Genomic DNA, 19,391 nt, shown 5'->3' with positions numbered 1-19,391 from the left:
CCCCGCAAGCCCCCCAAAAGGGTGGGTACAGAGGCCGGGTGCAACGCCCCTAACGTCGCTTCCGGCGCCGGGGCCACTCCCCGGAGACCACGACCCACGAGGAGCGTCGGTGCTCGACTTCTGGCTGACGATGGCGGACAGGGAGTTCTACGTTCCGCTGGAGCGCGCGGTGGAGGTGGGCGAGCGGTACGCGCCGAGCGAGGTGCCCGCCGAATGGACCGGCAAGGCCGACGGCGTCTGGATGCACTGGCAGCCGGCCGACCCGGTGATCGCGGAGCAGGGCTGGAAGGTCCACGTCTCCACCACCCGGGAGCGGCTGGCGCACACGCTCGACACGGTGGCCGCCGTCTGCTTCGAGGAGCGGCTGCCCTTCAAACACCTCGCCGCGCAGCTGTTCTTCGAGGCCTTCCACCACAAGCACGCCTCCCGAGCGCAGGCCGGCAAGTTCGTCGCGGTCTACCCGCCGGACGTGGAGACGGCCCGGCGCCTGATGGACCGGCTGTCGGTCGAGCTCAAGGGTGAGGTCGGCCCGTACGTCCTCACCGACCGGCGCTACGGCGAGCAGGGTGTCGTGCACTACCGGTACGGCGCCTACCTCACCCGCTCCAAGATCCAACTGGACGGCACGACAATGCAGTTGGTCCGGGACGGGAGCGGCGAGGAGGTCGCCGACGTCCGGTCGGCCCAGTTCGTGCTGCCGCCCGGCATCGAGGACCCGTTCAGCCCGCCGGCCGAGCCCCACACCGGGCCGATCCTGCTGAACGGCCGGTACCGGGTCACCGCGGTCATCCGGCACAGCAACGGCGGCGGCACCTACCGGGCCACCGACACCGCCACCGGCCGCACGGTCTTCGTCAAGGAGGCCCGGGCGCACAACGGGCTGATCGGCGACGGCACCGACTCCGCCGACCGGCTGCGGCACGAGCACGCCGTGCTGGAGCGCGTCCACGCCGAGGCCCCCGGGCTCTGCCCCGAGCCGATCGACTACTTCACCGAGTGGGAACACGACTTCCTGGTCACCGAGTTCGTCGAGGGCACCGGCTTCCTGCAGTGGGTCGCCGCCCACACCGTGATGGGCCGGATCGGCATCGACCCCGCCCGGCACACCGAGTACCTCGGCAAGGTGGAGCGGGTGCTGGGCGCGCTGCGCGCCGACGTCGACCGGCTGCACGCCCTCGGCCTGCGCTTCGGCGACCTCAGCCACGGCAACGTCGTGGTGGGCGACGACCTGACCGTCCGACTGATCGACTTCGAGACCGCCACCCCGCTGGCGGACAAGCCCTCCCCCCTGGGCACGCCCGGCTACAAGCCGCCGCGCGCGCTCGCCGAGGCGGGCGTCGAGGACGACGAGTACGGCTTCTCCGGGCTCGCCCTGTGTGCGCTCTTCCCGCTCAGCCAACCCCTGGAACGCGACCCCCGCGGCCGGGCCGAGCTCTACCGCCGGGATCTCGAACAGGCGGTCCCCGTCCCCGAGGAGCTCTGGCGCACCGCCACCCGCTACCACGGCACGGCCGTCGCAGACACGCCGGCCACCGCCCACGACCTGCCCACCCCCGCCGACCTCGACGAACGGCCCGAGGAGGCGCTGACCGCCCTCCGCACGGGCATCGCGGCCGGCCTGCTGGCGATGGCCCGGCCCGACGGCCGCGACTGGGTCTTCCCGCCCTCGCCGCGCGGCTACGCCGTCAACACCCACTGCTTGGAGCACGGCACGGCCGGCGTGCTGCTCGCCCTGCACCGGTCCGGCACCGAGATCCCCGACGAACTCGTCGAGCGGCTGCGCCGCGACGCCCTCGACCACGCCCCGAAGCTCGCCCCCGGCCTGCAGAACGGCACCGCGGGCCTCGCCTGGGTGCTGGCCGAACTCGGCCTGCCCACCGAGGCGGAGGAACTCCTCGACGCCTCCCTGCGCCACCCGCTCAGCCTCGCCTCCGCCCACCTCGCGCACGGCGCGTCCGGCATCGGCCTGGCCCATCTCGCCCTGCACGCCCGGCTCGGCGGCGACCACCGGCTCACCGTCGCCACCAAGCTCGGCGACACCTTCACCGGCGAGCACCGCGACCACGTCCTCGCCGACGCCGGCACCCCCGGCCTCGCCACCGGACTGGCCGGCACCGCCCTGTTCCTGCACACCCTCGGCCGGTACACCGGAGAGGATCGCTACCTGCGGGGCGCCGTCGGCCTGATGCACGCCGAACTCGACCGCGCCGTCGACGGCGGCGCCGACGGACTGCTGTTCCGGGACGAGACCCAGACCCGCATCCTGCCGTACCTGTCGATCGGCTCCGCCGGCGTCGCCACCGCGCTCACCCGGATCGCCGCCACCACCGGCGACGAGCGGTGCACCGAGGCACTGCCGCAGGTCCTGCCGATGTGCCGGCTGACCTGCGCGGCCGAACCCGGCCTGTACACCGGCGTCGCCGGATGGGCGTACACCCTGGCCGACCACGCCGACCACGCCGGCGGGCCCGAGGACCGGCGGACGGCGCTGCACATCGCCACCGGACTCGCCAAGTACGCCATCCGGCACGCCGACGGCCTGCGCGTCCTCGGCGGCGGCGAGGAGCGCTTCCACGCCGACCTCGGCTCCGGCAGCGCCGGCGTCCTGCTGGCACTCGCCCGGGTGCTCGACGGGCCCGGAGCGCAGGCGCTGCCCGAACCGCACACCCCCTGAACTCCGGACCGCGACCGGTCACCCGACCCGCCGCAGGCTCCGGCGCCCGCCCCACCGGGGGACGGGCACACCCGAAACGGTGTGCCGACGGCACACCGCCCGAGAGGAAGGAATCACCATGAACGCTGTTCTCGCGCTGCAGGGCCTGGAGGAGACCGGCAAGGGCTTCGAGGCCCCGGCCATCACCGGCATGGGCAGCATGGTCAGCTACTACAGCTCCTGCTCCACCACCTGCCAGGCCTGCTGACCCGGCTCCGACCCGGTCCGGGCGGCACCCGGCACGCGGCCCCCGCCGCTGCCCGGTGCCGCCCGGCGGCACCCCGCCCGCGGGCCGACCACCACAGACGCGGGCCCACCACCACAGGAAGGAAGCACCCATGAGCGCCGTCCTCGCCCTCCAGGGCCTCACGGAGACCACCAAGAGCCCGGAGACCCCCGGCTACACCGGCATCGGCAGCATGATCAGCATCTTCAGCTCCTGCTCCAGCCACTGCACCGCCCTGTGACGACCCGGTCCTGACCGCCCCGGGGCGGCGCCCGACCGCCGACGGCGGCCGGCGCCGCCCCGGGGCCACGAGGGGGAGACCTTCCGATGCCCGACACCGCACCGCGCCCGGCCACCGCGCCCGGCCCCGCCGCACAGCCGTTCTCCCTCCGCGACACCCTCGCCGGCCTGCGCGCCCACGCCGCACCCGAGCGGCGCCGCCTGCTGACGGCCGGCCTGCTGCTGCTGGCCGCCGCGGGCGTCGGCCTGGCGCAGCCGCTCGTCGTCCGGCAGGTTCTCGGCGGCGCCACCCCGCTGCGCGGCTCCGGCCCGTACCTCGGGCTGCTGGTGGCGCTCGTCGTGGTCGGAGCCGGCGTCTCCGCACTCGGCCGCTACCAGCTGACCGCCGCTGCCGAAGGCGTCGTGCTGAGCGCCCGCCGGCGGCTCACCGCCCACGTGCTGCGGCTGCCCATGCCCGCCTTCCGGCGACAGACCCCCGGCGACCTGATGGCCCGGGTCACCGGCGACACCACCCTGCTCCGCCAGGTCGTGCTCCAGACGCTGGTGCAGGCCGTGACCGGCCTGATCACGGTGGTCGGCGCCCTCGTCCTGATGGCCTGCCTGGACCTGGTCCTGCTCGGGTCCAGCGTGCTGGCGATCCTCCTGCTGCTCGGCATGGTCGGCCTGGTGATGCCGCGCATCCGCACCGCCTCGCTCGGCGCCCAGAACTCCATCGGCGAGATGGGCGCCGTCCTCGACCGCGCGCTGACCGCCTTCACCACCGTCAAGGCCTGCGGCACCGAGGAGTTCGAGACCCGCCGGGTCGACGCCGCCGCCGAAGATGCGTACCGGAACGGGGTGCTGCGCGCACGGTGGGACTCGGTCGCCAACGCCACCGCCGCGCTCGCCGTCCACCTGGTCTTCCTGGTCGTCCTCGGGGTCGGCGGCCTGCGGGTCGCCGGCGGCGCGATCTCCGTCGCCACCCTGGTCGCCTTCCTGCTGTACGTCCTCTACCTGGCCGAACCGGTGATGTCCCTGGTCGCCGTCGGCGCGTACTTCCAGACCGGACGGGCAGCCGTCCAGCGGATCGGCGAGGTCACCCGGCTGCCCCTGGAACCCCCGCGCGCCGCCGCCACCACGCGCGAACGCACCCGCCCGGACGCCTCCGCCGCCCCCGCCGCGGTCCGGTTCGACCGGGTGACCTTCCGCTACCCCGGTGCCACCGGCGAGGCCCTGCGGGACTTCTCGCTGACCGTGCCGGCCGTCGGCCTCACCGCCCTGGTCGGACCGTCGGGCGCCGGCAAGTCCACCGCCCTCCACCTCATCGAGCGCTTCTACGACCCGGACCTCGGCACCGTCAGCCTCGACGGCACCGACCTCCGCACCTGGGACGTCCACGCCCTCCGCGCCAAGATCGGCTACGTCGAACAGGACGCCCCCGTGATGGCCGGGACCCTGCGCGAGAACCTCCTCTACGCCACCGGCGGCGCCACCGACGCCGCCCTGCACGAGGTCCTGGCCGCCACCCGCCTGGAACCCCTGCTGCACCGCCTCGGCGACGACCTCGACGCACCGATCCTGTACCGCGGCGTCTCCCTCTCCGGCGGCGAGCGCCAGCGCATCGCCATCGCCCGCGCCCTGCTCCGCCGACCGCGCCTGCTGCTGCTCGACGAGGCGACCTCGCAGCTGGACGCGGTCAACGAGGCCGCCCTGCGCGAGGTCATCCAGGAGCTCTCGACCCGGATCGCCGTGGTCGCCGTCGCACACCGGCTCTCCACCGTCCGCAGCGCCACCCTCATCGCCGTCGTCCGCGACGGCACGGTGCAGGCGACCGGAAGCCACACCGAACTCCTGCGCACCGACGGCCTGTACGCCGAACTCGCCGCCCACCAGCTGATCGCCGCGGCCACCGGATAGCGGACCGGCACCCGGCCGGCCGCCCCGGCGCAGCGCCGGGTCGGGCCCACCGGGCCGCGACTACGGTCGGACGATGAACGATCGCGCGGACTGGGCGCCGATAGACCGCCCCCACCCCGTCTGATCAGCGTCGTCGCCACCTGCTACCTCCTCGGCGTCAGCACCCGGCGGGTGGAGAAGCTCGCCGAGTCCTTGGGCGTCACCCAGCTCTCGAAGTCCCAAGTCTCCGACATGGCGAAGCACTTGGACGAGCGAGTGGACCAGTCTCGCAACCGTCCGCTCGACCAGGGCCCCTACACCTTCGTCTGGGTCGACGCGCTCACCCAGAAGGTCCGCGAGGGCGGCCGCGTCGTCAATGTCCACTGCCTGGTCGCGGTCGGCGTCAACAACGAGGGCCAGCGCGAAGTCCTCGGCCCGGACGTCGCCACCACGGAGGACGGAGCCGGCTGGCTGGCCTTTCTGCGCTCCCTGGTCGCCCGCGGCCTGACCGGCGTCAAGCTGTTTGCTCTCGCAGGTCCCGAAGTCCGACCAGCCCTGGGTCGCCACTCTCCTGCGGACCGTCTTCGAACAGCCCGACGCGAAGGCCGTCCGCCAACAGATGGCCACCGTCATCGCCGTCCTCGACGAGCGATTCCCCAAGGCTGCAGAGCACTTGGAGGCCGCTCGCGAGGACCTGCTCGCCTTCGCCGTCTTCCCCCGGACGGTCTGGAGGTCGATCTGGTCGAACAACCCGCAGGAGCGGCTGAACAAGGAGATCCGGCGTCGCACCGACGTCGTCGGGATCTTTCCGGACCGTTCCTCGATCATCCGGCTGATCGGTGCGGTCCTGGCCGAGCAGAGCGACGAGTGGGCCGAACAGCGCCGCTACATCGGATCCGAGATCCTCGGCCGCTGCCGCCTCCACCCGATCGAGGGAGAAACCCCCGACGAGACCACTGAAACAGCCCTGACCGCCTAGCCTGAATCCGGATCACCGAGTGGCCGTCGATACACCACTCCAGCGGACGTGACCTGGGCCTGCTGTTCATGGCGGACGGCACGAGCGACCGGCCCGACCCGGCACCCGCTTCCCGCATGCGCGGACCTGGCGCCCCATCACCTCGTGCGGTCCGTCGTCCCGCGCGGGCTGGGCTGGACGAAGGACATCACGTTTAGTCGAGACAACAATACGGATAATCACATGAGTGTCCCGGGGGGGGGCAGCCTTGCCGTTTCCGGCCCTGTACGACGAGAGAGACCCATGCGTATTCACTACTCCGTGGCCGCCGCAGCCGCGATGGTCGTCGCCGGCGCCGGACTGGCCGGCGCCGCGCCCGGTGACACGACGGTGACGTTCTCGGTGTCCGGCGGTTCGCTGGCGATCACCGTTCCCACCTCGGCGGGCCTGGGAAGCGCCCTGCCCGGCAACTCGGTCAGCAGCCAACTGGGCAACGTCACGGTCACCGACACCCGCGCGCTGCTCTCGGCCGCCTGGACCGCCTCCGTGACCTCCACCAGCTTCACGACCGGAGGCGCAACCGCCCCCGAGACGATCCCCGCCAGCGCGGCCTCCTACTGGTCGGGCACCGCGAGCGCCACCACCGGCACCGGCACCTTCACGCCCGGCCAGGCCACCGCGGGCCAGGCCCAGGCCCTCACCACCAGCCGCACCGCCTACACCCTCACCTCCGGCACCGGCAACAACACGGCGACCTGGAACCCCACCCTCATCGTCGCGATCCCCGGCGGCGCGGTGAACGGTGCCTACACCGGAACGGTGACGCACTCCGTCGCCTAGACCCGGTCGCCCGGTCTCCCCGCGCAGCCGAGGGGCCCGGCCCGACCGGGCCGAGCCCCTCGGCTGCGCGGGGGCGGTTCCGGGGAGTGCCGACGCCGGGTTCACGCGGACCCGAGGGCGGCCAGCTCCTGCTCGAAACGGGCGGCCAGCCGGCCCGAGTCGCCCGGCAGGGTATGGCTGACGACGCAGAGACTCAGGGCATCCGCGTAGCCGACCAGGGAGAGGTAGACGGTGCCGGGAGCGGACGGCGGCCCCACCAGGACCACCCGGGTCAGGGGCCTGCCGTCCAGGCACCACGGACCCCTCCTCCACCGGATCGAGGTACAGCCCACCGGCGCGACACGTGGCATCAGCGACGTCAACGTGCGCAGCGCCCCGGGACCCACCCGCGCCGCCGCGTTGAGCAGGTACCACCCGACGTCGTCCAGATGGTCCGCCCGCAAGCTCCCGATGAGGCCGCGACAGGCCGCCAGCCGATCCTCGGGGCGGCCCAGGTCGACCGGCAGCGGAGCCCGAAGGACCGTCAGCACGTTGCCGAGCTCCTCCGGCCTCGATCGCAGGTCCACCGGAACGCCGGCGAACAACGGCGCCCCCCTGCCCGGGCCCTGCTCACCTCGCCCGTGGACGGCCCGCAACGCACCGGCGGCCGCGGCGAGCACCACCTCGGTACGGGTCGCCGCCCGGCCCGGCAGCGCACTCCGGGCGGCCTCCAGCGTTCCGGCGTCCAGCGGCCTCCAGGCCGTCTCCGGCCGCAGGTCGGCCGGATCCACCGGCAGACGCCTGCTCGGACCCAGCAGGACGCCCGCCACCCGGGCCGCGCCGCCAAGCCCTCGCACCGGCGACCGGGGGAAGGCACGGGACGCCGACGGCGCCGGCCGCGGATCCACCGAAGGGGCCGCCGAAGGGGCCGCTGCGCCATCGAGGAGACGACCGAACAGGGTCTGCGTGGAGGCCGCGTCCATGAGCGCGTGATGCACCACCATGACGAGGGCGAACATCCCCTCACCGGCGTGCGGCACCAACTCCAGCCGCCACGGCGGAAATCCGTCGGGCAGCCGGCGGCCGAGAAGGGCGCGGTGCAGATCTGCCGCTGCCGGCCCCCCGTCATCGCAGGCCACGACCTGGCGGCGCGGATCGAAACGGTCGACCACCCCCCACCGCAGCCGCCCCGGACCCCGGCGGATCTCGGGAAGAACCCGCCGAAGCCTGGCAGCGGCGCCCCAGCGGGCGGCGACCCGTTCCCGCAGAACGTCGACGGCCGGCGGCTCACCCGAGAAGTACGCCACCACGGAGAACATCGGCGCTGCCGGATCGCTCGCGTGGGCTTCGTCCACCGGGGACAGATAGAGCTTCTCGTCCATCAGGCACCACCAGAGCGAACACAGGGGCGACGGAATGGGGCCCGGAGACCTCAGATCATGCCCACGCTCCGCTGAGGTACCGAGCCCGACCTGATATTTCATCAGTCCGGCTGCCGCCCCCGCCCGCCCGCCCGGCAGGGCCGCCCCTGGGTACGGCTGAAAGGAGTGCTTTACCGGAAACCTCCCGGCGCAGGCGCGTGCCTCGCGGCACGGGAACGGAGGCCGGAGGTACTTTCCGGAGCATGAAAAGAACCCTCGCTCTGGCCGCAGGACTCGGAAGTGTCCTCGCGGTCGCCTGGCCCGCCCCGGTCATGGCCCAGAACTTCACCACCTCCTGCGTCAACATCTCCTCCAAGGCACATCCCAAGGGACACGGCCACTGGGGCTTCACCCCGGGCGCCCGGACGTCCAACGACTGCAGCACGAACACCCCCGCCCTGAACATCGACACCCAAGGCGGCGGAGGCTGAACCCTCGCCCGTAGCGGACCACCGGCCGTCCGGGCACCTGGACGGGGGCGGCACCCAGGACGGACCGCCCCCGACCCGACCCGGGAGGCGGGCCACGACCACCGGCACCGACCGAACCGCCGCCCCCACGCCGGGAGAAGCCGATCACCCCCGCCCGGCCAAACACCCCGCCCGCTCGCGCTCGCAGTGCTGCCGCCACCGCGTCCGGCACCGGTCCGCACCGACCCGAGACCGACCCGAGACCGACCTCGACCCTCGACCGCCCTCCCAGCACCGCGTTCCCGGCACGGCCCGCGCCCTGCCGCGGCCCGGAAGTTCGCCGACCCCCTGCCCGCAGGCTGCGCCCAAGCCCCGTCCGTACACTGACCTCGCGGTCGAACGCCCCCGGCCGGAAGCGCCCCGGCCGGGACCGCTCCCGAGGTCCGGCACACCGCCAGGGCCGTGGTCGGCACGGTCCTGGTCCTGTTCGTCCTCCCGTCCTTCTTCACCGAGACCCACCGCCTGGCCGCCGACCTCCTGCACGCCATGCCCTACCCCGCCTTCCAGCGCCTCGCCCGGATCACCCTGGCGGGCCCGCGCCCCACCCACCACCCCGCCACGGTCGCCGGGGCCTGGATCACCTACGCCCTGTGGCCGCTCGCCGTGACGCTCGCCACCGCCGTGGCCCCTCGCCGGGACCACTGACCCCCGCAACCAGGCCCGAGGGCGGACGCGGGTGTCAGAGCTTCTCGGCGCAGGCGACCGGCGCGAACAGGTCGACCTTGGTGGAGGTGGACAGCGAGAACTGGACCGTGGCCGTCTCGGGGCAGCCCTCGTGCTCGCCGCTCTTGGCCATGTTGGGGACGTACTCCTTCACCACCCGGTACTCGGGAGGGTTGGTGCCGGTGCCGTCGCAGCGGGTCTCGCGTACGGCGGGGCTCCCGCTCGTGGTCCTGGCCTGGTACACGCAGTCGCCGACGACGATTTTGAAGCCGCCGCCCATGCCGGGATCGCCGGGGTGCGGGTCCTTGAGGTTGCGCAGGCAAGCGTAGGCCTCCTGGCGGCCCCGGACCGACTCCGCCCCCGCGGCCTGCAGCAGGTTCGGGCCGAGGTCGAGGACCAGGTCGGTGGTGTCCTCGCACTCCGGTGTCCTCGCGGCGGGCGCCCCGGAGGCGGTGGTGGTACTGCGCCTGGTGACCTTGGCCACCGCGAAGACGTCGCCGCAGTCGACGGGCTGGTAGGGCGGACCGGAGCCACCCCTGGACTTGCCGAGGATCGGGCCGGCGCACTGGCCGACCGCGAAGTACGCGTCGGTCAGTTCCGCCGGCGCCGGCGGCGGCCCGCTCGGCGAGGGACTCGCGCCCGTTGAGGCCGCGGCCCCGGTGTCTCCCGCCGGTGCCGGCCCGCCGGATCCGCAGCCCGTCAGCGCCAGGCCGACCACGATCAGGCAGGCCGCCCGGGCCGTCCGCCCCCTCAGGTTCCACATCCGCAACCACCCCCTGGCGTCCAGCCTACGCGCGGACGCCGGTGGGGGAGTTGAGTTTCCGTGAGCTTCCGGCGGGCCGGGCGGTTCACGACAGCGGGGCCCTCTCGTCGGTGAGCAGTGCGAGGAGGCCGGGGCGGTGGAGCGCGGCGGCGGGTTCGAGCAGGTCGGGGTGGCGCAGCAGGGGCACGGCCTCGGTGTCGCGCTGGGCGGGCAGGGTGAGGCGTCGTGGTTCGCCGGGGTGGGTGTGGTGGGCACCGCCGCCGGCTCAGGGCTCAGGGCCGGGTCAAGTCCCGGTACAGCCGCTCCAGTTGGGCGATCTTCACCGAGCCGCGTTCGGTCCGGGCGATCACCTCCCGGTTCGCCCGCCGCTCGTCAGCCGTCAGCGGCCGCGCCCGCGCCAGCGCGTCGGCCAGGCTGGCCTCCAGCGGATCGGGGAGCGGGTGGGTCAGCAGGCCGTCCGCCGCCAGTTCGCGGTACGGCGCGATGTCGGAGAGCAGCAGCCGGCAGCCGGCCGCCGCCGCCTCCAGCACCGATGAGCTGCGCTGGTCGCTGCCGGGCACCGAGATCGCGAACTGGCTCGCACGCATCAGGGCGAACACCTCGCCCTGGCCGAGCGTCTCCTCGATCAGGACGGCCCGGCCGCCGGATTCCGCCAGCCGCTCGCGCACCGTCGCGAGGTAGTCGCGCCGGGCCTCCTCGGCCCCGGCGCCGGCGGGCCGGTGACCGGCGAGCACCACGAGGAACAGGTCGGGCCGGAGGCGGGCGGCGCGGGCGAAGGCCGCCACGATCTCGTGCGTCCGGTAGACCTCGGCCGTGCTGCGGACCGCCAGGGCCACCGTGGCACCGGCCGGAATGCCGTACCGGGCGCGCACCGGCCACGGACCAACGTCGTCCCGGGTGTCCAGCAGCGCGTCCGGTACCCCCCAGGACAGGGTCGTGATCCGCGACCGGGGGACGCGGTAGCGGCGCTCCACGTGCCCGGCCACCTCGCGGGAGGTCGGCACGACGGCCGCGGCCCCGCGCAGCGCCAGCCAGGCCACCAGCGCCCGGCCGGGATGCCGGGCGGCCGCGCGGAGTTCGGAACCCCAGGGAGTGACCAGGCGCGGTACGGCCCGGACTGGCAGCGCCAGGGACAGGGCGCCGTGGACGCCGAGGGAGTGCACGTGGACGACGTCGGGGCGCACCCTGCGCGCCTCGCGGCGCAGCCAGCCGACCGCGCGCACCGCCCGCCACGGCCACCACGCGCCGGCCGCGGGCGCCGTCGCGAGGCGCCAGCCGGCCGGAGGGGGCCCCGGATCGTGCCAGCTGCACACGTGGACCGTGTGCCCGTGCGCGACCAGATCGTCGGCCCAGCGGCGGGTGTGCGCCGAGGCCGCCGGCGCCAGGAGGAGGACGCGCAGCGGCGGGCTCGGCCCCGGGCCGGCCCCGGGGCGCGGCCGGCCCCGGTCAGGATCCGGCACGGTACTCCCTCAGCACGAAACGGCCCTTGCCCGCCGCGGCCCGCACCCGCCCGGCCGGGCTGCGGGTGTAGCCGTCCCAGCGGGCCGCCACGGTCAGCCACCGCGGGTCGCCGAGCACCTTCCCGGCGGCGGTCAGCAGCGCGGCGTGCAGGCAGTGGTAGGCGAGCGTGGCCGGCGCGCTGTGCCTCAGGTCGTACCGCGTCCAGTACCCCAGGTCGAAGTCGGGCAGCGCCTCGCGGAGCCGGTCGGCCATCGGCTGGTGGGCGGGGCGGTGCCGGGTCCGGCCCAGTTCGAGGAGGCCGAAGAGCGCGAAGACGGCCCCGTTGAGAATGTGGCTGGCCGGGTCGGACGGGCACTCCTCGGGGAACGGGCGGCCATGGCGGTCGTAGTCCGCGCAGCCGCCGTCGCCCACCGGCCGGAGCATCAGCTCCGCCGCGCCCTCACCCGCGTCGAGGAAGGAACGCTCACCGGTCACCGCGTGCGCGCGCAGCAGCACGGACACCGCCAGGCCCTGGGCCATCGCGGAGTACCAGCCCGGGCGCACCCCGTACCGGGGGACCGGCACCGGGTAGCGCCAGCCCCCGTTCCCGTCCTGCGCGGCCCGCAGCCAGGCGGCCTGGGTCACCAGCGCCCGGTCGGCCCCGGGCCGGCCTTCGGCGAGCGCGCCGGTGTGCCGGCCGAGCGCGTACAGGCTGATCGAGACGGGGTTGCGGTACGCGTCGCCCGTCGCGGTGCGCGTCACCACCAGGCCCTCGTGGTCGAGCGGGGACCGCGCGGTCATCGGCCGCAGGTCGAGCGGGTACCGGCCCGGCGGGCCCGGTGGCATCCCGTCCGGCTGCGCGGCCGCGTCGACGGGGAAGCTCGGGCGCCGCAGGTCGCGCACCGCCTTGCAGGCGAGGCCCGCCAGCGACCCGCCCGCCGCCCGGCCCCTCATGCCGGACGCCCCGGTCGGCGAAGCCGCCCGCGGGCCGCGGGCGCGGCCAGCATCCGGTGGTAGAGCTCGTTCACCTGGTTCACCGTCCCGGTGATGTCGAACTGGCGCAGGGCCAGTTCTCGGCCGCGGCCGGCCAGCCGGCGCCGCGCCGCGGGGTCGGCGATCAGCGCGCTCACGGCCTGTGCCAGGGCGGCCGGATCGGCCGGCGGGACCAGCAGGCCGGTCGTCTCGTGCCGGACGGTGTCCGGCAGGCCGCCGACATCGGTGGCGACCACGCCCTTGAGCATCAGCAACGCCTCCACCACCGTGTAGCACGCGGACTCGTCCATCGACGGGTTCACCAGCACGTCCAGCCCCGCCATGACCGAGCCGACATCGGAGCGGAAACCCGTGAAGTGCACCCGGTCGGCCACGCCGAGCCGGGCGGCACGGTCCTCCAGCTCCCGCCGGTACCTCCCGTCCCCGACCAGCTCGTCACCGACCACGAAGAACCTGGCGTCCGGGTGCTGACGCAGGACCAGCGGAACGGCGTCGAGGAAGACCTCGTGCCCCTTGACGCCGATCTCCCGGAAATCCCGGAACGTACTCGGATACATGTACGCGACCATGCCGACCGCCGGGGTGCCGTCGCCGATCCCGAACTCCCGGCGGAACGGCTCCGCGGGCGTCGCCGGATCGAACCGGTGCACGTCGCAGCCGTAGTAGCTGACCGCGACCTCCCGCGCCCCCATCGCCCGGTAGCGGCGCGCGATCTCCCGGCACGACCCGAGCACCAGGTCGTCCCGGTGCAGCGAGAGCCGGTCCAGGATGCGAAACGGCGCCATCCGCAGATGCACCAGCCCCGGGACCTGCGAGACCACGAGCGCGGGCCGCCACCCGGCCGAGGCCACCCGGCCGGCCAGCACCGCGATGATCAGATGCGAGTGGATGACGTCCGGCCGGTACTCCCTCACGAACCGCGTCAGCCGCCACTGCGCACGCAGCAGACCGGGCAGCTGCCTGATCCGCCGGGAGAGACCGAACGGAATGATCTCCACCCGCACCCCGCCGATCCCGCGCAGCCGGTCGGCGAGCGGACCCTCGCGCGGCAGCACCGCGCACACCTCGTGACCCAGCCCCGCCAGCCCCCGCACCTGGTCGTGGAACCAGCTGCCGCCGACCGCCGTCGAGGTGATCTGCAGGATCCGCAGCGGCCGCGTCCCCGCCCTGGGCCTCATCGCGTCACCTCACCGGCCACCGGTACCACCCGACCCGGTACCACCCGACCCGGCACCACCCGGCTGGCCGGCACCAGCCTGCCCGCCGGCACCCGCCCGCCCGCCGCCGGCTTCGCGGCCAGGACGATCAGCACCAGACCCGACAACAGGGTCGGCACCAGCAACACCTCCCCGAACATCGAACAGATCCCCGTCCCCACCATCGCCAGGAGCGCCGCCTCACCGGCGTGATCACCCCCACGCAGCGCCCCCCACGCCCGGCGCACCCCCAGCACGGCCAGGGAGCCGAGCCCGACCGCGCCCACCAGCCCGGTCTGCGAAAGCACCGTCAGATACGTGTTGTGGGCGAACTCCAGGAGCGGGAACTGAAGGAACATCACGTTGTAGTGACCCGTGGCACGGTAGAAGTCCGGCAACTGCCCGGCGAAGTTCAGATAGCCGACACCGAAGACCGGATGCGCGTCGAACATCCGCAACGCGCTGCTCCACAGGTCGAGCCGCACCGCGGAGTCGGCGTCCAGCGTGCTGCCGCCGAGCACCGACTCGAACCGGGCCGCGATCGCGGCGGGCATCAGAGGCACCAGGCAGGCCGCGCCGACTCCCAGCGCCAGGATGCCGCGCAGCGCCCGCCGGCCGGCGTACACCACCAGCATCGCGATCCCGGCGAGATAGGCCGCGCGGCTCAACGAGTACGCGACGCCGATGCTGAGCACGACGGTCCCGCCGCCGATCGCCCACCTGGGCAGGCGCGGGCGGACCGTGTGGAAGCGCGCCAGCAGGACGGCCGCCGCCATGACGAACAGCGCGCCCACGGCGTTGTGGTTGGCGACGCCCGGCTGGGTGGCGGCCAGCACGGCGCTGTCCGCGGCGGCGAGGTCCGAGCGGGCCGTGAGGACGGAGTCGGTGCGGACGATCTCGATCACGGCGAGGATCACGCTGCCGCCGCAGAACACCATGAGCGCCCGGTCCAGGGCCGGCCCGGGTCCGGCGACGAGCGGCAGCAGCAGCAGCGGCGCGCAGGCCAGCAGCAGGTACTGCCAGGTCCCGGCGCCCGACCGGGTGGTGCCGCCGGCCACGGCGGTCGCGGCGACCAGGCAGCCGATGGTGGCGACGGCGATCAGCGCGCCGGCCGGCCTCGGCCTGGCGACCCCCCGGCCCGTGAGGGCGCGGTTGAGCAGGCAGACGAGCATCAGCACGACCAGCCGGTTGGAGGTGACGAGCGAGGACCCGAAGGTGGACTGCGACAGCGGGATCGCGGCCGCGAGCGTGTACAGGCCCACGTCCGGGGTGAGTACGCAGGTCAGCACGACGACCACCAGCCCGCTGGCGACGGCCGTGGGGCTGGAGGCGGTCGCCAGGTATCCGACCGCCGCCGCGACCGGCAGCGCCGCCGCGGCCAGCGGCGACCCACCGGCCAGGGCGGCCGTCCACCGCGGCCGGGTGCGCCGGACCCGCTCGCCGACCAGGCCGGCCAGCGCCGCCCGGGCCGCCCGGACCGGCTCCCGCCACTGCCGCCGGTTCTGCCGCACCGGCGCGGGCGCGGCCGGCGGGCGGGCGGACGGACGCTTCCCGGCGGCGGGCCCGGAGCGGACCCGCGACCGGACGGCGCGGCCGAGCAGCACGGCGAACACCAGGAATCCGGCCGAGTCGGCCACGCCGGCACCCACCGCACCGAACGGGGCGGTCAACACCGCGAGCAGCACGAGGTTGACGACGGCCCCCAGCGCGGTCGCGGCGATCACCGGCCGCAGCCGGTCCGTGGCCGCCAGATAGGCCTGGAGCGAGCGCCCCGCACTGAACAGCACCAGCCCGGGGAGGGTGGCCCAGATCACCTGCACCGCCCCGGCGTACGGCGGCCCGTAGACCGCGGGAACCACCAGGGGCGCGGCCGCCGCCGCCACGGCGGCCGTCACGGCGGTGACGCCGAGGACCGTCCGGGCGATCCGGGTTACCGCCCGCGCGTCCACCGAACCCGAGGTCGCCTGGGGAAAGATCATCAACGCCACCGCGGTCGGCACCAGGAGCAGCCCCTCGGCCACCGGCAGCGCCACCGCGTACATCGCCACCGCCGTGGACCCGGCCAGGAGCTGGATCACCGGCACGTCCAGGCGCAGCATCCCGTAGTGGATGAGGTTCGGCAGATAGGACTTCAGCGCGAAGCTCCCGAAGGCCCCCACCGGCACCCGCGCACCGTCGGGGTGCACCCGCGCGGTGGCGGCGACCAGGAGCGCGGCCGCCGCCACCAGGTGCCCGGCGAGCGCCGCCAGGAAGCAGCCGGTGACGGTCAGCGCCCCGAGTGCCCGCAGGCCGACGATCCCGGCGAGGTAGCAGAGCGAGGGGAGCGCGGTCGTGAGGTAGTACGTCACTACCCGGCCGCGGCCGATCTCCGCGGTGCCCAGCAGCGTCGTCAGCAGGGTCACCGGGCACATGGCGGCCGCGAGCAGCGCCAGCCGGAACGGCAGGTCGAGCAGCAGCACCGGCCAGCGCTGCCCGAGCAGCAGCCACAGCCCGGGCAGCGCCGAACCGGCGACCAGGGAGAACACCAGGCTCCACCGGACGATCTGGCGGAACGCCGTATGCGAGGTGCCGGCGAACCGGGCGTTGGCGTTGTCCATGCCGAGGACCGTCAGGATGCTGAGAACGGCCGGGGCGGAGATCATGAGGGCGAGTTCCGCCCGGCCGTCCACCCCCAGGTCGCGGGCGGCGATCACACCCGCCGCGAAGCTCATCGCCGTGGCCAGCAGACGGGTCGTCAGCGTGCCGCCGAGCACGGCGGGGCTCATCCCGGGCAACCGGCAGCGCAGGCTCTCGATGATCCGCCGCACCAGGAAGGAACCTTTCGCAATCGTCCGGTCAGAGCAGACAAGCCGACGGGCACCAGCCCCGGCGTGTACACAACGTCATAGCATGAACACGTACCGTAGCATTCGTTTCCGCCCGCCGGGCGAGCCGGAGCCCCACCGTGTGCCGCCGGTGGCACCCCGGCGCCATCGACCGGCGCGACAGGGAGAAGCCATCGTGAAGGTGCTCAGCGTGGTCGGCACACGTCCGCAGCTCGTCAAACTGGCCCCGATCGCCTGGGAACTGGCCGCACGCGGCGATGACCACCTGATCGCCCACACCGGACAGCACTACGACCCCCTGCTGTCCCAGTCACTCCTGGATGACCTCGACCTCCCCGCACCCGACGTGAACCTGGAAGCCGGCTCCGCCCCCCACGCGGAACAGACCGCCCGCATGCTGACCGGCCTCGCCCCCGTCCTCGCCCACGCCCGCCCCGACTGGGTCCTGACCTACGGCGACACCAACTCCACCCTCGCCGCAACCCTCGCCGCCGCCGCGCAGGACCTGCCGATCGCCCACGTGGAGGCAGGACTGCGCTCCTACGACCGCCGGATGCCCGAGGAACGCAACCGGATCGTCGCCGACCACCTGGCCGACCTGCTGCTCGCACCGACCGCCGCGGCGATGGCCAACCTGACCGCCGAAGGCCTGGCCGCCCGCGCGGTCCACGTCGGCGACCTGATGCTGGACACCCTGAAAGCGGTCACCCACCCCTCCACCGGACCCCGCGGACACCAACGGCCCCCCTTCCTCACCGACCACCCCGGCCCCTACCTGCTCGCCACGGTGCACCGGCAGGCCACCACCGACGACCCCGAGCGGCTGGCCGCCGTCGTGGCCGCCCTCGCCGCCTGCCCGCAACCGGTCTGGCTGCCGGTGCACCCCCGCCTCGCCGCCCGGTGCCGCACCTTCGGCATCGACCTCACCCGCGGAACCCTGCACCCGGTCGACCCCCTGCCCTACCGGAGCATGATCACCGCCCTGGCCGGAGCGAGCGGACTGATCACCGACTCCGGCGGCCTGCAGAAGGAGGCCCTGGCACTCGGCGTCCCGTGCTGCACCCTGCGCACCGAGACCGAGTGGCCCGAGACCCTCCACGACGGCTGGAACGTCCTGGTGCCCGACCCCCGCGACCTGCCGGCCGCCGCGTCCCGGCCGAGGCCCGCGGGCCCGCCGCCGAGCCCCTTCGGAGACGGCCGCGCCGCCGCCCGGATCATCGACGCGCTGGCTCCCCGCACCGTACCCGCCGCCCCGGCCGCACCCCTGCTGACGAGGTGACCCCGCCCCACCGCCGCACCGAGAACCCGGCCCCCGACACTCCGTCAGACCGTGACCACGCCTGAGGCGCCCCGGCTTCCCCCCTCCCGCCACACGGAAGCTTCGCTTCCCTCCCCGGCCGAGGCCGCGGATCTCCACGAAGGAGCCCGAATGAAGATCTGGATCTTCAACCACTACGCGGCACCACCCGACTGCGCGGCCGGCACCCGGCACTACGAGATCGGCCGCGCTCTGACCGCGGCCGGCCACGAGGTCACCGTCTTCGCCAGCAGCTTCAGCCACTTCAGCAGACGCGAGGAACGACTCGCCCCCGGGGAGAGGACCGCCACCCGGACCATCGACGGCGTCCGCTTCCTCTGGGTCCGCACACCGCCCTACCTGAGCAACGGATACCGACGGGTCCTCAACATGCTCGCCTACACGGTCCGGGTGCTGCCCGCACAACGCCGCCTGGACCGGCCGGACGTGATCGTCGGCTCCTCGGTCCACCCCGCGGCCGTCCTCGCCGCCTGGCTGACCGCCCGCCGCCGCCGCGCCCGGTTCGTCGTCGAGGTACGGGACCTGTGGCCGCAGACCCTGATCGACATGGGCGCGCTACGCCCGAACGGGCTGCCCGCCCGCCTGCTCCGGCTGGCCGAGTCCTTCTCCTACCGGCGGGCGTCCGCGGTGATCTGCCTGCTGCCCGGCGCCACCGGCTACCTGGAGGCCCGCGGCGTCCCCCGCGACAGGATCCACTACGTGCCGAACGGGATCAGCGACCGGCCCGGGCCGGACGGCACCGGTGAGCGCGCCCTCCCCGACCTCCCGGAGGCGGGCGGCGGGGCCGCCGAACTGATCGACCGGATCCGGCGGCTTCGCAAGGACGGCTTCCTCACGGCCGGCTACATCGGCTCGCACGGTCCGGCCAACGGGATCGCGACCGTCGTCGAGGCCGCGGCCGAACTGCACACCCGGGGCGGGCCGCGGGTGGCCGTCGTGCTGGTCGGCGACGGCCAGGAGAAGGCCGCGTGCCGGCGGCTCGCCGACCGCCAAGGCCTGGACAACGTGCTGTTCTGGCCGCCGGTGCCCAAACAGGCCGTCCCGGCCGTGCTCGCGGAACTGGACGTGACGCTGTTCTGCCTGCGCGACGTCGCGGTGTTCAAGTACGGCCTGAGCAGCAACAAGCTGTTCGACTACCTGGCGTCCGGCAAGCCCGTGCTGTTCGCCAGCAACGCGCCGGGCAGCCCGGTCCGCGCATCCGGCGGCGGGGTGTGCGTGCCGCCCGAGTCACCGCCGGCCATGGCCGACGCCCTGGCCGCCCTCGCCGCGATGAGCGGGAGCGAACGCGAACGGATGGGCGAACTCGGCCGCCGCTGGGTGTACCGGCACCACGGCATGACCGCCCTGGCCGGCGCCTTCCTCACCGCCGTCTCGGAACCCTCCGAGAGCCGCCCGGTCACCGACGCCCGCGCGTGAACCCCGGCCACCCCCGGCGCCGGCCCGGCCGGCGGAACCGGTGCGGGCGGCGGCG

Annotated in this window: 15 protein-coding genes and 1 pseudogene; 10 read left to right on the top strand and 6 right to left on the bottom strand. The window is 74.4% G+C overall.

What is annotated here, in order from left to right; translation table 11 throughout:
• Positions 1–109 precede the first annotated feature (109 nt).
• The 6 genes and pseudogenes from lanKC to ABWK59_RS00160 all read left to right on the top strand — a co-directional run bounded on the left by lanKC (position 110) and on the right by ABWK59_RS00160 (position 6,852).
• A complete protein-coding gene (gene lanKC / locus ABWK59_RS00185) occupies positions 110–2,674 on the top strand; it encodes a class III lanthionine synthetase LanKC (RefSeq protein ID WP_354637099.1) in 2,565 nt (854 codons plus the stop codon).
• 118 nt (positions 2,675–2,792) lie between these two features.
• Entirely contained in the window at positions 2,793–2,921 is a 129-nt protein-coding gene (locus ABWK59_RS00180; RefSeq protein ID WP_354637098.1) for a class III lanthipeptide, read from the top strand.
• Between the two features lie 130 nt (positions 2,922–3,051).
• Positions 3,052–3,180, top strand: coding sequence for a class III lanthipeptide (locus ABWK59_RS00175; RefSeq protein ID WP_354637097.1), 129 nt, complete (start codon positions 3,052–3,054; stop codon positions 3,178–3,180).
• 86 nt (positions 3,181–3,266) lie between these two features.
• Complete coding sequence (locus ABWK59_RS00170; protein ID WP_354637096.1) at positions 3,267–5,075, top strand: ABC transporter ATP-binding protein; 1,809 nt, start codon at positions 3,267–3,269, stop codon at positions 5,073–5,075.
• Between the two features lie 120 nt (positions 5,076–5,195).
• Positions 5,196–6,033, top strand: a pseudogene (locus ABWK59_RS00165) (transposase); the annotation flags it as partial.
• Positions 6,034–6,315: 282 nt separating this feature from the next.
• Positions 6,316–6,852, top strand: a complete 537-nt coding sequence (locus ABWK59_RS00160) for a hypothetical protein (RefSeq protein ID WP_354637095.1) — start codon at positions 6,316–6,318, stop codon at positions 6,850–6,852.
• Positions 6,853–6,953: 101 nt separating this feature from the next.
• Here ABWK59_RS00160 and ABWK59_RS00155 read toward each other — a convergent pair whose 3' ends face one another.
• On the bottom strand, positions 6,954–8,213 hold the full coding sequence (locus ABWK59_RS00155) for a wax ester/triacylglycerol synthase domain-containing protein (protein WP_354637094.1): 1,260 nt from the start codon (positions 8,211–8,213) through the stop codon (positions 6,954–6,956).
• A gap of 242 nt (positions 8,214–8,455) precedes the next feature.
• Between ABWK59_RS00155 and ABWK59_RS00150 the strand changes: the two genes are divergently transcribed.
• Positions 8,456–8,683, top strand: a complete 228-nt coding sequence (locus ABWK59_RS00150) for a hypothetical protein (protein ID WP_354637093.1) — start codon at positions 8,456–8,458, stop codon at positions 8,681–8,683.
• 441 nt (positions 8,684–9,124) lie between these two features.
• On the top strand, positions 9,125–9,367 hold the full coding sequence (locus tag ABWK59_RS00145) for a hypothetical protein (RefSeq protein WP_354637092.1): 243 nt from the start codon (positions 9,125–9,127) through the stop codon (positions 9,365–9,367).
• Between the two features lie 34 nt (positions 9,368–9,401).
• Here ABWK59_RS00145 and ABWK59_RS00140 read toward each other — a convergent pair whose 3' ends face one another.
• From ABWK59_RS00140 to ABWK59_RS00120, 5 genes are all read right to left on the bottom strand, one after another.
• Entirely contained in the window at positions 9,402–10,148 is a 747-nt protein-coding gene (locus tag ABWK59_RS00140) for a hypothetical protein (RefSeq protein ID WP_354637091.1), read from the bottom strand.
• 272 nt (positions 10,149–10,420) lie between these two features.
• Entirely contained in the window at positions 10,421–11,608 is a 1,188-nt protein-coding gene (locus tag ABWK59_RS00135) for a glycosyltransferase family 4 protein (protein ID WP_354637090.1), read from the bottom strand.
• Positions 11,595–12,542, bottom strand: a complete 948-nt coding sequence (locus tag ABWK59_RS00130; RefSeq protein ID WP_354637089.1) for a D-glucuronyl C5-epimerase family protein — start codon at positions 12,540–12,542, stop codon at positions 11,595–11,597. The genes ABWK59_RS00135 and ABWK59_RS00130 overlap by 14 nt, the downstream gene beginning before the upstream one ends.
• Complete coding sequence (locus ABWK59_RS00125; protein WP_354637087.1) at positions 12,539–13,759, bottom strand: glycosyltransferase family 4 protein; 1,221 nt, start codon at positions 13,757–13,759, stop codon at positions 12,539–12,541. The genes ABWK59_RS00130 and ABWK59_RS00125 overlap by 4 nt, the downstream gene beginning before the upstream one ends.
• The gene (locus ABWK59_RS00120; protein WP_354637086.1) at positions 13,756–16,584 is read right to left on the bottom strand and encodes an O-antigen ligase family protein; all 2,829 of its coding nucleotides are present in this window, start codon (positions 16,582–16,584) and stop codon (positions 13,756–13,758) included. Before ABWK59_RS00120 ends, ABWK59_RS00125 begins: the two co-directional genes overlap by 4 nt.
• Positions 16,585–16,777: 193 nt before the next feature.
• On the opposite strand from ABWK59_RS00120, the gene wecB reads away from it, so the two are divergent.
• Together wecB and ABWK59_RS00110 are read left to right on the top strand one after the other, a co-directional pair.
• On the top strand, positions 16,778–17,881 hold the full coding sequence (wecB, locus tag ABWK59_RS00115; RefSeq protein WP_354637085.1) for a non-hydrolyzing UDP-N-acetylglucosamine 2-epimerase: 1,104 nt from the start codon (positions 16,778–16,780) through the stop codon (positions 17,879–17,881).
• A 150-nt stretch (positions 17,882–18,031) separates the two neighbouring features.
• Positions 18,032–19,336, top strand: a complete 1,305-nt coding sequence (locus ABWK59_RS00110) for a glycosyltransferase family 4 protein (protein ID WP_354637084.1) — start codon at positions 18,032–18,034, stop codon at positions 19,334–19,336.
• Positions 19,337–19,391: the final 55 nt, after the last annotated feature.

This window comes from Kitasatospora sp. HUAS MG31, assembly GCF_040571325.1.
GTDB classification, from domain to species: domain Bacteria; phylum Actinomycetota; class Actinomycetes; order Streptomycetales; family Streptomycetaceae; genus Kitasatospora; species Kitasatospora camelliae.
The sequence above is the reverse complement of the archived record's forward strand: the minus strand, read 5'-3'. Positions and strand labels throughout refer to the sequence as shown.